Below are 14,314 nucleotides of genomic sequence, written 5' to 3' on the forward strand. Positions count from 1 at the left end.
GCTCGCCATCAATACTGGCGCCACGATCACCGACGGCGAAACGATCACGATCGCCGCTGCGATGCTCCGCACGACCGATGTGGATACGCCGGCCGGTCAGCTCGTGATCGAGCTGACCGCCTTGCCCATTCACGGCACGCTACTGCTGGACGGTCGGGCGCTCGGCGCCGGGGAAGCTTTCACCCAGGCGGACGTCGACGCGGGCCTTCTGGCTTACCGTCATGACGGGGGCACGACGGCGGGCGACGCGTTCAGCTTCCGCGCAGCCGACGCCTCCACAACGCTTGCCAACGCCTCGTTCGCAGTGACCGTCAATGCGGCGCCGGCCCAACCCACCGTACCGGCGCCCGAACCCGCCTCACCCGAACCGGCCGAACCCGTAGCTACCGAACCCGCACCCGCCGAACCCTCACCCGCCCTGCCGCCGATGAGCGAGGCGTCGAGCGAAGTTCCGCAGCACAGCCGTGCGGAATCCACAGCGCCTGCTCCGCAGCCGCAGGAGAAGCAGGCGACCCAGCCGAGCGAATCGGCGGCGGGCATGGCGGATCCGGCGCTTCACCCGATTGCTCCGGCGCCTGCGCACCAGGCCGCCGACGATGCCGGCGTTCGCACGCTCACAGGTCTCGCCGATACGCCGCCGATCGACAGGCTCGAAGCCGCGCAGGCCGCGAACTGGTCCGCGCGCGTGTCCGCCGCCCCCGTATCGATTTCCCTGCTCCTGCCTAATCTCATCAGCCAGGCCCACGCCATCGGAACGGACGTGTCGCTCGCCACGCAGCTTGCCGCGGGTCAACCCCCGCGCGACGCCCTGCTCGAGCTGGAAGAGGTGCGCAACCGGATCGAGGAACAGTTCGCGCAAGGCCGCAGCGTGGTCGCCTCGACCATCGCGGTCAGCACCGGCTTGTCGGTGGGCTATGTCTTGTGGCTGGTGCGCGGCGGCTTGCTGCTCACAAGCGTCCTGTCCGCGCTGCCGGCCTGGCAGGTGGTCGACCCGCTGCCTGTGCTCGGCACCATGAAGCGCGCGCAGGACGATTCCGATGCCGACGACGATGCGATCGAAGACCTGTTCCGGCGCTCCCGCTCGCGTGCGCAGCCGCGACCCGAGAACGCCGCTGGAACCGTCAACGCTCGCGATCGGCTGCCCGAGGAGGTCGAAGCATGAAGCGCCTGTCATCCCGCTTTCACCTGGCGCTCGGATTGTGCTCGCTGCTGCTGAGCATCGTGCTGCTGGCGATCTACCTGGGCCTGGTGCCGGACCGCGATCACGCCGTCCGCGCAAGCCGCGCCACGCTGGCCGAAACCATCGCGGTGAGCTGTTCGGCGCTGCTCGACCGAGGCGATGCGCCGGCGCTGCGCGAAACGCTGGGCTTCATCCTCATGCGCAATCCCGAGATCCTTTCGGCCGGTGTCCGCGATGCGCGCGGCGAGCTGGTCGTCGACCTGCGCGGGCATGCGCGCCACTGGCGCGTGGCCTCCGACGCCTACTCGGTGGACGAGCAGATCCAGGTGCCGATCTGGCAGTCGAAGCAGCGCTGGGGAACGGTGGAGCTGCGCTTCGCGCCGCTCAGTGCGGGCGGCTGGCGCGGCATCGTGTTCGATTCGCGCGTGAAGCTTGCTGCCTTTCTCGTGCTGGCTGCGTTCGCCGCGTTCTATTTCTACCTGAAACGCATGCTGCGCCATCTCGATCCGGCACAGGCGGTTCCGGCACGCGTGCGCGCGGCGCTGGACACGCTCGCCGAAGGGCTGCTGGTGCTCGATCCCAAGGGCTACATCGTGCTGGCGAACAACGCCTTCGCCCAGGTGGTCGGGACAGCGTCCGATGCGCTGATCGGGCGTGCGGTCGGTACGCTGGCCTGGATCGACGCGCACGAGCACAGCGTCCCGGCGGACACGCTGCCGTGGCGCGAGACCATCAGCGACGGGCTTGCGCAGCGCAATCGCACCGCATATCTGCGTAACGCCCAAGGTGAACGGCGCACCTTCCGGGTCAACTGCACGCCCGTGCTGGGCGCCGGCGTCAAGAACACGCCCGTGCTGGTGAGCCTGGACGACGTAACCGAGATCGAGCAGAAGGAGATCGAGCTCGAGGCCGCGCGCACCAAGGCCGAATCGGCCAACCAGATCAAGAGCGACTTCCTCGCCAACATGAGCCACGAGATCCGCACGCCGATGAACGCCATCCTCGGCTTCACCGAGCTGCTGCGCCGAGGCAGCGCGCGCAAGGGCCAGGACCTGCGCAAGCATCTGGATACGATCCATTCCAGCGGAACGCACCTGCTCGGTCTCATCAACGACATTCTCGATCTCTCCAAGGTCGAAGCCGGCCGCATCGAAGTCGAGCGCATCGACTGCTCGCCCTTGCGCGTACTGCGCGAAGTGAGCCAGGTGCTCGGCATCAAAGCGCAGGAGAAAGGCATCGCGCTTGCGCTCGAGTTCGGGGGGGCGATCCCCGCGCGCGTCATGGCCGACCCCGCTCGCCTGCGCCAGATCGTCACCAACCTGGTCGGCAACGCCATCAAGTTCACGCAGCAGGGTGCGGTGCGCGTCACGCCGCGCCTGCAAGGGAAAAATGCCGATGCCCTGCTGGTCATCGATGTCGCCGACAGCGGCATCGGCATTCCGCCCGACAAGCTCGACTCGATCTTCGACCCCTTCACCCAGGCCGAAAGCTCCACGACCCGTCGCTTCGGCGGCACCGGGCTGGGCCTTACCATCAGCCGCCAGTTCGCCCGGGCGCTCGGCGGCGACATCACCGTAACGAGCACCCCGGGCGCGGGCAGCGTTTTCAGCATCTCCTTTGCAACCGGGCCGCTCGAGGACGTGCCGATGCTGGGCCGCGACGCGTTCGACGCCGTCGAAGCGCACTCGGCCGAAGCCGTCGGGGCGGCGGACGGCTGGCAGTTCGAACCGCTCGAGGTGCTGGTGGTGGACGACGGCGTGGAGAATCGCGAGCTGGTGCGGCTGGTGCTGGAGGAATACGGCCTGCGCGTGACCGAAGCCGAGAACGGGCAGGCGGCGCTCGATCGGATCGCGCACGGATCGTTCGCGGCGATCCTGATGGATGTGCAGATGCCCGTCATGGACGGCTTCACCGCAACCCGCAGATTGCGTGCGAGCGGCTGCACGCTGCCGGTCATTGCGCTCACGGCGCACGCGATGAAAGGCTTCGAGCAGGAGGTCGAGGCGGCCGGATTCTCGGGCTATCTCACCAAGCCGATCGACATCGATCGCATGCTGGAAACCTTGGCCAAACAGTTAGGCGGCGCGCGCCGAGGCGCAGATGCGGTCGTTCCGGCCGCCACGCCGGCGGCAAGCGCCGGCGAGCCGATCGTCTCGAGGCTCGCGCACCACCCACGGTTGCGGCGTGTGGTGATCGCCTTCTCCGAGCAGCTGAACGCGAAGCTGCAGGTGATGGACGAGGCGTGGTCGTGCGGCGATTTCGAGGCCGTCGCGAGCCTCGCGCATTGGCTCAAGGGTTCGGGCGGAACCGTGGGCTACGACGCCTTCTTCGAGCCCGCGCGTCTGCTCGAGGAGATGGCCAAGGCGGGCGAGGCGTCCCGGATGGCCGACGCGATCGCCGAGCTGCACGCGCTAGCCGCGCGCCTGCTCGTTCCCGACGAACCGGCTGCGAACTCCCCGGCGGCGGCCCCCGCGCTGCGCAGCGCCTGACGTCCTTCAATCCACCACAAGTGTTGAAAAGATGAAACCACAGCCGATATCCGAGCCGATCCCCTTGTTCAGGGATGGCGCGACTGCCACGCCGAACAGCCAGGGAGCGGCAGCACAGAACAGTTCCGGCACCGCGACGCAGAATAGTCACGGCGCCAAGGCGCCGGTGCTCGATGCGACCGTCATGATGGTCGACGACGAGCCCATGATGACCGATGTCATCCAGGCCTACCTGGAGGAAGCCGGCTATCCGCGCTTTGTCAGCACCAACGATCCGATCGGAGCCCTGGAGATGATCCGGCGCGAGCGGCCCTCGCTGCTGCTGCTCGACCTGAACATGCCGCACGTCTCGGGTTTCGACATCCTGCAGGCGGTTCGGCTCGACAAGGAGCTCCAGTACCTGCCCGTCATCGTGCTGACGGCCATGACCGACGCCGCCAGCAAGCTGAAGGCGCTGGAGCTCGGCGCATCCGAATTCCTGGCCAAGCCCGTGGACGCGAGCGAGCTCGCATTGCGGGTGCGCAACAGCCTCGCCTTCAAGATCTACCAGGATCGCCTCGCCACTTGCGATCCCCTGACGGGCTTGCCGAACCGCTCGACCTTCATGCACCGCCTGGACGCCGAGCTGAGCCGCGGCGCGCGCGACGGCGAGGTCGTGGGACTGCTGCACATCGACCTGAATCGATTCAAGCAGATCAACGATACGCTGGGGCACGGCGCAGGAGATCAGCTGTTGCAGCTGGTGGCCGAGCGCCTGGTGGCGAGCGTACGCGGCACCGATACGATCGCACGAGACGCAAGGTCGAACCCGGGGCTGATCTCGCGCCTGGGCGGCGACGAGTTCAGCGTTCTGCTGTCCGACCTCGGCCGGGAGGACCACGCCGCGCTGGTCGCGCGGCGCATCCGCCTGGCCATGCAGGCGCCGTTCCAGATCGACCGGCAGGAGCTGTTCGTGACGCCGAGCATCGGCATCGCGGTGTTTCCCGGCGACGGCGGCGACGCCGCCACGCTGCTCAAGAACGCCGAGGTCGCGATGTACCATGCCAAGCAGCAGGGCGCGGCCGCGGCCGAGTTCTATCGCAAGGAGCTCAACGTGCGCTCGCTCGAGCGCCTGAAACTCGAGAACGCGCTGCGGCGCGCGCTCGAGCGCAACGAACTGGAGCTGTACTATCAGCCCAAGATCGCGATACTCACGGGCCATATCACCGGGGCGGAAGCGCTGCTGCGCTGGAACCATCCCGAGCTCGGCATGGTCTCGCCGACCGAGTTCATACCCATCGCCGAGGAATGCGGGCTCATCGTCGACATCGGCGAATGGGTCCTGCGCACGGCCTGCGAACAGGCGGCGCGCTGGGAGCTCGCGGGCCATCCGCCGCTGACAATTTCGGTCAACGTATCGCGCCCGCAGCTCGCGCAGAACCGGCTCATCGACGTGCTCATGCCCCTGCAGCGCTCTAACCGCCTCGGCCGCAACCGCATCGTGCTGGAGCTGACCGAAAGCCTGCTCATGGACGATGCAGAAGCCTCCATTCGTATGCTGGGCACCCTGCGCGACATGGGCTTGGCGCTGTCGCTGGACGATTTCGGCACCGGCTACTCCTCGCTCGCCTACCTGAAGCGCTTTCCCCTCGACGAGCTCAAGATCGATCGCTCCTTCATCCACGCGGTGCCGACCTCGCCGGCGGATGCTGCGATCGTGAAGACCGTCGTCGTGCTCGCCCGCAGTCTGGGATTGCGGGTCGTGGCCGAGGGCGTGGAAACCGAGGCGCAGCTGCGCTACCTGGCCGAGCTCGGCTGCGACGAATACCAGGGGTTCCTGTACAGCCGACCGGTGCCGGTGGCCCAGTTCGAGCTCCTGCGCCGTGAACGGCTCGCCTGCACCGCCTGAGCGACACGGGCCTGCAGCCTCGGTTGGCGCGGATGTCCATGCGCTTTCCGACCTGCGGCGTACACGATGTGTCCCCGGATCTTCATCTTGCCTGCTTCCGGCTTCGCGCCGGATTGCCGCCCGGGCGAGCATCAGCGCCATGCCCATCCTGGTCGATGCCGACGGCACCGGCCACGTTCGCAAATCCGTCGGCGTGCAGCAATTGCGCCAAATCGGACTTGATCGTCTGCACCAGCCCGGGCCCTTCGAACACCAGCGCCGAATAGAGCTGCACGAGGTTCGCTCCCGCGCGGATGCGGGCATAGGCGTCGGCGCCACTCGCAATGCCGCCGCAACCGATGAGCGGGATGCGCCCGCGCGTATACCGATACATCGCCGTGAGACACGCGTTCGCATGCACGGCCAGTGGACGCCCCGAAAGGCCACCGGCTTCGCTGCGGTGGCGGCTGCGCAGACCCGGCGGCCGCTCCAAAGTGGTGTTGCCCACGATCAGCCCGTCGATGCCCGCCGCGATCGCCACTTCGGCAATGTCGTGCACCTGCTCCTCGGTCAGATCCGGCCCCACCTTGGCGAGCAGCGGCGGCGGACGATCGGGATCGGGTGCGCTGCGACGGCGTGCTTCCAGAACGCGCACGAACAGCTGCTCGATCGGCTCGCGCGCTTGCAGCCCACGCAAACCCGGCGTATTCGGCGACGAGACATTGCACACGAGGTAATCGGAGAGGCCGCACAGCGCCTCGATGCCGGCCGCGTAGTCGGCTGCAGCGTCCTCGGTTTCCCTGTTCTTGCCGACGTTCGCGCCGACGACACCACGCCGCGTGGGCGTGCGAGCAGCAAGACCCGGCCCCATCGTCGTGCACGAGTCAAGACCTGACCCCATCGTCGAACGTGACCCCGTCGTCGAACGCCGCGCGAGCCGCGCGGCGAACGCTTGGAGCCCGCGGCTGTTGAAGCCGAAGCGGTTGATGACGGCCGCATCCTCGTTCAGCCGGAACAGCCGCGGCTGCGGATTGCCCGGCTGCGGGCGTGGGGTGACCGAGCCAGCCTCGACGAAACCGAAGCCCAGATCGAGCATGGCATCGACGACTTCGGCATCCTTGTCGAACCCGGCAGCGAGGCCGATCGGGTTGGCAAGCGCGAACCCCCATACGCGGCACGCGAGCACCGGATCGTCCGGCGCGGGCTTCGGTCGCACCAGCCCCAGCTTCAATGCCGCGATCGCCGCTCGGTGCGCCCGTTCGGGATCGAGCCGGTGCAGGAGCGGACGCACCACACGGTAATCGATCATGGCGCGCTTCGCTTGTCGCTCGTCCCGATACCCTATGACGGCCGGTTTCTTTGCCGACCTGGAAGATGCTGCAACATCTTGTCCGCTGTCGCAATGCATGTCGCGACGTTCCACGGCTGATTCTGATAGGATTCTCGCACGATGTACAGCAAGCGATCGGCTGTGGCGAGCTTCCGGTAAATGCCTTACAGCGCGCTCGCTCTCCCTCACCCCCAGCCCCTCTCCCGGAGGGAGAGGGGAGCGTGCGGAAAGCGGCTTGTCAGCCACCTTCCGGACCATCGATAGGGCAGCCGCACCGCCATGAAGCGCCTGATCATCGCCGTCACCGGCGCCTCCGGAGTGATCTACGGAGTGCGTGCGCTCCAGATCGTACGCGCACTGCCGGAGCTGGAAACCCATCTGATCCTGTCGCCCTCCGCGGCCCGCACCCTTGTCGAGGAGACCGACTACTCGATCGAACAGGTGCGCGCGCTCGGCGATCATGTCTACAGCCACAAGGATATCGGCGCTGCCATCTCCAGCGGCTCGTACCGGACCGAAGGCATGCTGATCGCGCCCTGCTCGGTGAAGACGTTGAGCGGCGTGGCCAACTGCTTCGACGACGAGCTGGTGGTGCGGGCCGCCGACGTCTGCCTGAAAGAGCGGCGGCGCGTCGTGCTGCTGTTCCGCGAGACGCCTTTGCACGCCGGGCACATCGAGCTGATGGCGCAGGCGACTCGCAATGGCGCGATCGTCATGCCGCCGGTGCCCGGGTTCTATCATCGCCCGCAATCGGTGGACGACATCGTCACGCAAACGGTGGGACGCGCGCTCGACCTGTTCGGCATCGACGCCCACGTCGTCAAGCGCTGGAAGGAAGCCGACGCCGCGGTGGAATTGTCGCCGCGGCGTAGCGGTGCCGCGCGCAGCCGGCCGCTGCGCTGAAGGCGCCGGCGCGCAATCGAATCGACGCCATGTCTGCCGAGCGCCCGGCCGCTTCAGCGTTCTGGGACTTCTCCCTCGCCTTCTACGCCAGGCCGGGTGTTGCTAGAGCCTGTCTGGAGCTGCAGGAAGGCTGTGGCGTCGACGTGAACGTGTTGCTGTTCCTGCTCTACCTGGCACGCAGTGGGCGCCTGCTGGTGGCTGCCGATGTCGAGCGCATCAACGCATTGGCTACGCCGTGGCGCCAAGCCATCGTCATTCCCCTGCGTAACGTGCGGCGGGCGCTGAAGGCGCCAGTGGGCGCATTCCATCCGGACGCAACGGCGGCGCTGCGCACCGAGGTCAAACGCATCGAGCTTGCGGCCGAGCGCGTGCAGCAGGAAACGCTGGAGCGGCTGGCGGTGGACGAGGCCATGGGTACGCCCTGTCCCGATCCGGCCGCCTGTGCCCGCGTCCACCTGCAGCTCTATGGCGATCGCATCGGTGAGCTGGAGCGCGACCCCAGCGAGCGAATTCTGGCGCAATTCGTGCTCGTATCGCAGTAGGGTTCGCGGCAGCGAGCGTGATACGATCCGCCGCATTACTGTGACGATCGGCCGTTGCGCTTCGCTGTCAGGGAGGGGGGCGCGCCCCAGGCGGGCACGTGCACACAGTGAAAGGAGTGGAGATGCAGAAGGACGAAAGCCCGATCACCGGCCATAAGCCGCTCAACGCGGCGCAAATCGGCGACATGAACATGGTGAAGCACCTCGGCAAGGAGTGCCGCGATCTGATCGCCTACCTGGAGCAGGGCAATCTGGATTACGACCAGCGCTGGATCGACGTGGCGCGCACGCAGATGCAGCTCGGGCTGATGGCGCTCACCCGCGCGGTGGCCAAGAACGACTTCTTCTGAGAGGAAGAAGCCAGGCTCGCTGCTGCGGGTCATGCTGAGTATCGAGGCCCGTCGCAGCTGTTTGGCTCCGCACCCGCAACGCATCGAGCTTCAGCGTTTGCCGCAAATGGCCTTTCCGTCCTGCCAACCTTGCGCGTACTGGCTGTCGACGGCTGCACGCAGCTCGTCTCGCCGCTTGCCGCCGCGGGCGGTATCGCACCCATCCTTGAAACCTGCCTTGAAGCCGGCCGAATAACCCGACAGGTTCACCGGCGGCGGTGCCGCGCCTGGCTTCGTTTGCGTTTGCGCGCACGCCCCCGCGACGATCGCTGCCGCCAGCAGCAAGCCGGTTCGAAGCGCCGCAGAGCAAGCCTCGGCGCGCGCCTCGGCTTTCGATCGCACCTTTTGCATCGTCATGGCATTCATCGCGTCGCACCTTGGGAGCGTAGTTGCGCTATCGCCTCTGCCGACAGACCGAGCAGCTCGCGCAGCACCTGGTCGGTATGCTCGCCCAGGCGCGGCGCCGGCCGCGCCGGCGTCGCCGGGGCGTCGGACATCCTGATCGGATTGCCCGGGACGCGGACGCGGCCCACGTCGGGATGGTCGTATTCCAGGATCATGGCATCCTCCGCGACCGGCGGCTCGGCGAACGCCCGATCGAGATGGTTCACGGGCGAGGCCGGCAACTGCGCGGCCCGCATGCGCGTCATCCAATCCGACACGTCGCGCGTGGCGAATATGGCCTCGAGCTGCGGCACGAGAACCTCCCGGTTGCGGCATCGATCCGCGTTGGCTGCGAAGCGCGGATCGAGCGCGAGCTGCGGACATTCCAGCACCTCGCACAGCTTGCGCCAGAACGATTCCTCGCGCGTGGCCACGACGATGTAGCCGTCGCGCGCCCGGAACGCCTGCCACGGCACCGTGTAGTCGTGGCCCGAACCCGGCGGCTGCGGCAGTTCGCCGCTGGAGAGCCACATGGTGCCGATGTAACCGAGCAGGTTCAGCATGCAGTCGAACATCGACAACTCCACGCGCTGTCCGCGGCCGGTGCGTTCGCGTGCGTACAAGGCAGCCAGTATTCCTTTGCACGCATAGATTCCGCCGCTCATGTCGGCCAGGGGAATGCCGACCCGCACCGGCGGCCGGCCGGGCTCGCCGGTGATCGCCATGTGGCCGCTGATGGCCTGGATGATGATGTCGAGCGCCGGATAGTCCTTGTAGGCGCCGCTGCCGAACCCTGTGATCGAGCACTGGATGATGCGCGGGTTGATGGCGCTCAGGCGCGGATGATCGATGCCGAGCCGCTCCAGCACCCCGGTGCGAAAATTGTCGACCACCACGTCGCTCACGCGCACCAGGTCATGGAACACCTGCCGTCCCGCCTCCGACTTCAAGTTCAGCACGATGCTCTTCTTGTTGCGGTTGAGTGTGAGAAAGAGCCCGCTCAATCCCTTGTATGGCGCAACCGAGGGATTGCGCCCCAGATCGCCTTCGGGCGATTCCACCTTGATCACTTCCGCGCCCAGGTCCGAAAGCACCTGCCCGCCGTAGGTGCCGGCGATGATCTGACCCAGCTCGAGTATCCGTACGCCTTCGAGCGCGAAACTCATGGCCGTCCTACAGCCCCAAGCCGCGGGCGATGATGTTGCGCTGGATCTCGGAGGTGCCGCCGCCGATCACGGCCAGGCGCGAATCGCGGAAAAAGCGCTGCATCGGAAATTCCATGCAGTAGCCGTAGCCGCCCAGGATCTGCAGGCCGAGATCCGAGATCGTCTTGTACGCTTCGCCGGTATGGAGCTTGAGCACGGCGGCATCGTGCCGTGTCGCCTTCCCTTCGGCCATGAGCCAGGCGAAGCGATAGACCAGCATGCGCGCGACATCCAGCATCACCTTCATGTCGGCGAGCTTGTGCGAGATCGCCTGGAACGAGCCGATGGCGCGGCCGAACTGCTTTCGCTCCTTGGCGTAGGCGAGCGCATAGTCGAACGCCGCCGTCGCCGCGCCTGTACGGGCCGCGGACAGGCACAGCCGTTCGTACCACAGATACGCATCGACCGCCGCCCAGCCCTCGTCCACCGTGCCGAGAACGGCCGATGCCGGCACGCGCACATCCGAGTAGAACACCTGGGTGGTGCCGATAGCGCGCTGGCCGAGCGTCTCGATTCTGCGCACCTCGATCCCGGGAAGCGAGGTCTCGACCAGGAAATTGGTGATTCCCTGCTGCTTCCTCGCGCCGGAGGATGTGCGCGTCACCAGCAGACAATAGTCGCTGATGTCCATGCCCGAGGTGAACACTTTCTGCCCGCTGATGCTGTAGCCGTCTTCGGTGGGGGTGGCGCGCGTGCCGAGCGCGGCCGCATCCGAGCCCGAGTGCGGCTCGGTCAGGCCCAGGCAGAACGACAATTCGCCCTTCACGACACGCGGAAGGAGCGACTCCTTTTGCGCGCGCGTGCCGTGCAGGGCGACCGCATAGCCGCCGTAGGTCAGCGTGCGAAAGACCCACATCGCGAGCTCTTCGAAATGCCGTCCTGCCTCCTCCAGCAGGATCGCGAGCTCGATCGGCGAGCCGCCGCTGCCGCCGTATTCCCGCGGGATGACGAGCCCGAACCAGCCGTGCTCGGCGAGCGCCTGGTAGGCCTCGCGCGGCGCCTTCGCCTCCCGATCGCAGCGCTCGGCATATTCGGGGGGGCAGACCGAATCGAGCAGCTCGTCCAGATGATGCCGAAGCGCTTCCTGCTCCCCGCTGAAGGAAAAGTCCATCGGCGGCTACCGACGGTCCATCTCGGCCAGAGCGAGCACGCGCTTGGCGTGCTGGTACATGGCGTAATCGACGAGCTTCCCTCGGACGGTGATGGCGGCGATGCCCGATTGCTCCGCAGCCGCGAATTCGCGTACGACCTCGCGATAGTAGTCGGCCTCGGCCTGGGGAACCGCATAGGCCTCGCGCACGGGAGCGAGCTGCTTGGGATGAATCACGGTGCGCCCGGTGTAGCCCAGGCGCGCGGAAAGCCGGGAATCGGCCAGCAGCCCGGCCTCGTCGTTCAGGTCGCCGAAGACGCCGTCGAGTGGCTGCAGGTGGCTGCCGGCTGCGCGCGTCTCGAGCAACACCTTGGCGCGTGCATAAAGCAGCTCCACGCCTTGCGCCGACCAGCCGCAGCCAAGGTCGGTCTGGAGGTCGCCGTCGCGCGCGCTGCCGATGCAGCTTCCGGCGATGCGCGGTGATGCAATCAACATATCGAGACAGCGCACCACGCCGAGCGCGCTCTCGATCATCGGCACGATGGATACCGTCCCTGGCCGCATCGCGTGCGTGGCCTCGTCTCGATCGAGCAACGAGGCGGTCTGGGCGATGTCGTCGGCGCTTTCGGCCTTGGGAAGGAGAATCACATCCAGGCCGGGGCGAACGACGGCCGCCAAATCCTCCCCGAGCATTCCTGTCGAGCGCGCGTTCACCCGCACCATCAGCAGTGGATGCGCCTGCCCGCTCAGAGCGAGCGCGTCGATCGTTTTCGCGGCCAGCGCTCGCGCCTGCGGTTTCGCCGCCAGCGCAACCGAATCCTCCAGGTCCAGGATGACGGCGTCGGCCCCGCTCTCCAGCGCCTTGGCCACGATGCGCCCGTTGGCCGCAGGGACGAACAGCGCCGTGCGAATCGGTTTCACTTGCGGCTCCTCGACAGGGAATGGTGAAGCCGCAACAGACTGCGCGCCTCGCACACCGGGCAGCCCCGCAGCGGCTTCCCGGCGGATGTTACCGGCAGCCTTGACTCGACGCTACCCGGGTCGAGCGTACTCTTCTCGGCGCTACCCGAACCGGGCGCCGCGATCGCCGGACGACCACGCGGGCGAGGTCCGGCCAATGCGTCATACCGTGTTGCCGGTCGGCCGTACGCCGTTCACTTCGATGTAGTGCACGACATCGATAACGCCCGGAACCGCGCGGGTAAGCTGGACCGCGCGCTCGGCTTGCGCCTGGTCGCGTGCGACGCCCAGGAGCTCCACGGTGCCGTTCGCGACGCTGACGAGCAGCTGGATGCCCTCCATCGCCAGGTCGCCCAACAGCGTATCGCGCACCCGTTCCGCGACGGCGCGATCCTGGGTGGACTCCTCCACCGAGGGCGCTTGGGGCTGCGGCTGCGGGATGCTTTCCTGTGCGAGCGCCGGCGCTCCGGCGAGGCCCATGCTTGCCGCAGCGATCGTCCACGCGGCCCAGCGTCCTGCCACTGCATTGCGTATCTTCATCGGTCGCTCCTTTACCCAGGTTTCAATCTCCAGATGAGGTCGTCGATGCGTTGCCGCCGCCTCCGCCGATCTCCCGTTGCACGGCGCGTGCCTTACGTGACGGGGACAAACCGACCGACTCCTCTCCGGATTGGCGCGACTGGACGCAAGAACGGCCCGCACGCCGACACCTGTGCGGGCATGCAGCGTGCGCGACAAGCAGAAACGCATGGCGGCGGGCAATTCGCCGCTTTCGGAGTACACACAGGAGTCGAGTCGGCCATGAAACCCATACGACGCGAGCAATTCGATCCGGGAGCCCGGATGGTTCCCAAACACTGGACCGCGAGCGTTGCCGGTACGGGCGGCGGGACAACCAGCGAGCGCGAGCCCTACAAATGGATGACCACACTGCCTGCGCCGCTCGCCGAGGTGCGTCGTTGCGCACTCGAAGCGCTGACCGAGTCGAATGCGGTGCTCGCGTATCTCTACGAAACCGACGACAACGTCGTCATCCGCTGTACCTTGCCACAGCGCCAGATCCGCGCCGAGTTGAAGCCTCTGGACACACGCTCGAGTCGCATCGTAGTTGTGACCATGCAAGGCAACGCGTTCGATCGGGTAACCTCGGGCCGAATCGTGGATGCGATCGAGCACAAGCTGCAGGACGCAGGCTACCTGACGGAGGCCTAAGCCGTCTCGGACAGCCCCGGCCCGGCAGCGCCCATCGTTGTGGCGAGGCCGGCTCGCCGGGGCGATAATCGCAGCGTCGTTCGCTCCGAACCTGAGGGCGACACCATTGCGATAACCCGAGGCGTCCATGGCACTGATCGAGATCCGCGAAAAGCCGGCTTCCGGCACGACCATCCGGCTGCACGAGCAGGACAACGTCGTCGTAGCCCGCTCCGACCTGGGCATCGGCGCGCGGCTCGAGCCCGAAGGACTGACCTGCCGCAGCCAGGTGAGTGCGGGATTCAAGGTTGCCGCCCGCAACATCGTCACAGGCGAGCCGATCCGCAAGTACAACGTCGTCATCGGTTTTGCCGCATCCGACATTGCGGCAGGCACGCTGGTCCACTCGCACAACATGGAGTTTCGCGAGTTCGATCGCGACTATGCCCATGCCCAGGACTACCAGCCGGTGACGCTGTTGCCCGAGTACGAGCGCGCCACTTTCATGGGCATCGTGCGTGCCAACGGCCAGATCGCCACGCGCAACTATGTCGGCATCATTGCCACGGTGAATTGCTCGGCAACGGTCGTGCACCGGATCGCCGCGTGGTTCACGCCCGAGCGGCTCGCCGAATACCCCAACGTCGACGGCGTGGTTGCATTCGCGCACGGCCTGGGCTGCGGCATGGAGATGACCGGCGAGCCGATGGATCTGCTGCGCCGGACCACGGCCGGATATGCGCTGCACGCCAACATGGCGGCTGCCCTCGTGGTGGGACTGGGC

Annotated in this window: 13 protein-coding genes; 7 read left to right on the forward strand and 6 right to left on the reverse strand. The window is 67.0% G+C overall.

The features are described 5' to 3' along the window. From GEV05_07755 to GEV05_07765, 3 genes are all read left to right on the forward strand, one after another. Positions 1–1,162: hypothetical protein (locus tag GEV05_07755; GenBank protein MPZ43278.1), on the forward strand; the 1,162-nt coding region annotated here is incomplete at its 5' end. Continuing rightward, the gene (locus GEV05_07760) at positions 1,159–3,669 is read left to right on the forward strand and encodes a response regulator (GenBank protein MPZ43279.1); all 2,511 of its coding nucleotides are present in this window, start codon (positions 1,159–1,161) and stop codon (positions 3,667–3,669) included. The genes GEV05_07755 and GEV05_07760, both read left to right, overlap by 4 nt. A 31-nt stretch (positions 3,670–3,700) precedes the next feature. Continuing rightward, positions 3,701–5,557 (forward strand): EAL domain-containing protein, encoded by a 1,857-nt coding sequence (locus GEV05_07765; GenBank protein ID MPZ43280.1) that lies wholly within the window; start codon positions 3,701–3,703, stop codon positions 5,555–5,557. Positions 5,558–5,639: 82 nt separating this feature from the next. Here GEV05_07765 and GEV05_07770 read toward each other — a convergent pair whose 3' ends face one another. Then, positions 5,640–6,845, reverse strand: coding sequence for a quinone-dependent dihydroorotate dehydrogenase (locus GEV05_07770; GenBank protein ID MPZ43281.1), 1,206 nt, complete (start codon positions 6,843–6,845; stop codon positions 5,640–5,642). Between the two features lie 300 nt (positions 6,846–7,145). Between GEV05_07770 and GEV05_07775 the strand changes: the two genes are divergently transcribed. The 3 genes from GEV05_07775 (at position 7,146) to GEV05_07785 (ending at position 8,661) form a co-directional block, all read left to right on the forward strand. Then, the gene (locus tag GEV05_07775; protein MPZ43282.1) at positions 7,146–7,769 is read left to right on the forward strand and encodes a UbiX family flavin prenyltransferase; all 624 of its coding nucleotides are present in this window, start codon (positions 7,146–7,148) and stop codon (positions 7,767–7,769) included. Positions 7,770–7,798: 29 nt separating this feature from the next. Then, a complete protein-coding gene (locus GEV05_07780; GenBank protein MPZ43283.1) occupies positions 7,799–8,311 on the forward strand; it encodes a TIGR02444 family protein in 513 nt (170 codons plus the stop codon). Positions 8,312–8,433: 122 nt separating this feature from the next. Continuing rightward, entirely contained in the window at positions 8,434–8,661 is a 228-nt protein-coding gene (locus GEV05_07785; protein MPZ43284.1) for a hypothetical protein, read from the forward strand. Positions 8,662–8,751: 90 nt separating this feature from the next. On the opposite strand, the gene GEV05_07790 is transcribed toward GEV05_07785, so the two are convergent. The 5 genes from GEV05_07790 to GEV05_07810 form a co-directional block, all read right to left on the reverse strand. After that, a complete protein-coding gene (locus GEV05_07790; protein MPZ43285.1) occupies positions 8,752–9,057 on the reverse strand; it encodes a hypothetical protein in 306 nt (101 codons plus the stop codon). Between the two features lie 5 nt (positions 9,058–9,062). Next, positions 9,063–10,250 (reverse strand): CoA transferase, encoded by a 1,188-nt coding sequence (locus GEV05_07795; GenBank protein MPZ43286.1) that lies wholly within the window; start codon positions 10,248–10,250, stop codon positions 9,063–9,065. Positions 10,251–10,257: 7 nt separating this feature from the next. Continuing rightward, the gene (locus GEV05_07800) at positions 10,258–11,400 is read right to left on the reverse strand and encodes an acyl-CoA dehydrogenase (GenBank protein ID MPZ43287.1); all 1,143 of its coding nucleotides are present in this window, start codon (positions 11,398–11,400) and stop codon (positions 10,258–10,260) included. A 6-nt stretch (positions 11,401–11,406) separates the two neighbouring features. Further along, entirely contained in the window at positions 11,407–12,387 is a 981-nt protein-coding gene (locus GEV05_07805; GenBank protein ID MPZ43288.1) for a CoA ester lyase, read from the reverse strand. A 114-nt stretch (positions 12,388–12,501) separates the two neighbouring features. Continuing rightward, positions 12,502–13,776, reverse strand: coding sequence for a BON domain-containing protein (locus GEV05_07810; GenBank protein MPZ43289.1), 1,275 nt, complete (start codon positions 13,774–13,776; stop codon positions 12,502–12,504). Between GEV05_07810 and GEV05_07815 the strand changes: the two genes are divergently transcribed. Beyond that, positions 13,685–14,314: altronate dehydratase (locus GEV05_07815; protein ID MPZ43290.1), on the forward strand; the 630-nt coding region annotated here is incomplete at its 3' end. The two genes, GEV05_07810 and GEV05_07815, sit on opposite strands and share 92 nt — an antisense overlap.

The organism is Betaproteobacteria bacterium, from assembly GCA_009377585.1.
Classification (GTDB): domain Bacteria; phylum Pseudomonadota; class Gammaproteobacteria; order Burkholderiales; family WYBJ01; genus WYBJ01.